This window comes from Spongiactinospora rosea (assembly GCF_003315795.1).
Classification (GTDB): domain Bacteria; phylum Actinomycetota; class Actinomycetes; order Streptosporangiales; family Streptosporangiaceae; genus Spongiactinospora; species Spongiactinospora rosea.
In genome coordinates, this window is record NZ_QMEY01000077.1 from 1 (window position 1) to 895 (window position 895).

General features: G+C 70.2%; 1 protein-coding gene. It reads right to left on the reverse strand.

Translation table 11 applies throughout. The annotated features are described in order from the left end of the window. Positions 1–895 (reverse strand): carbonic anhydrase (locus DP939_RS45225; RefSeq protein WP_318656354.1); only part of this gene is annotated, 895 nt, incomplete at both ends.

An 895-nucleotide genomic window follows, 5' to 3' on the forward strand; every position in this document is an offset into this window, starting at 1 on the left:
GTCGTGGCCGTTGCCGGGGAACCGGGCGCCCCCGGTCGGACCACCTCCACCCGTGCCGAGCCGATGTCGAAGTAGAGCCCCATCAGCTTCAGCGTGCCCGCCTGGACCTGCTCGTCGACCGCCGGGTAGGTCCGCAGGTTCGCCAGTTGCTGCCGGATGTTCAACCGGCAGAGCCGGTCCAGCCTCGTGCCCGGGTCATCCCCGTCGGCACCGTCGTCCAGCAGGGCCAGGCTGGAATCGCCGTGCCGGAGCCAGCGGCCCAGGTGCCGCAGGTGGGCCGTGGTGGCGGGGCCGTCGAGCAGGGCCGCCATCGCGCCACAACCGGAATGCCCGCAGACCGTGATGGTGTGAACGTTCAAGATGCCGGTGGCGAACTCGACGGCGGAGGCGATCGAGTCGTCACATGGATCAGAGCCGGCGCGCGGTACCAGATTGCCGACGTTGCGGACGGTGAACAGGTCTCCCGGCCCACTGGAGGTGATCAAATGCGGCACGATGCGGGAGTCGGCGCAGGTGATGAAAAGGTGGGTGGGCTGCTGCCCGGCGGCCAGCTCGGTGAAGATGGGCCGTACCAGCGGCGCGGTACGCCGGTGGAACTCCTGCGCCCCCTGGGTGATCCGGCACTCGCTCTCGCTCTCGGTCATGCCCGTCTCGGCCCGGCGGCGGTGGGTCCAGGGCAGCCACCAGCGCCCGGCCGGCTTCGGCGGGCTTTTGGCCGGGGCCATCCGGGCGCCGCCCGCCGCCATTGTGTACCACTGGTCGTGGAGTTCGTCGATGGCGACCGTGCCGCCCAGGCGTTCGTGGTCCAGCCGCCAGGAGTGGATGGCCTCGAAGGCGGCGTTGTCCATGAAGTCGATGTTCAGGTCGAGGTCGACGGTGATGCCGGTGGGGATCG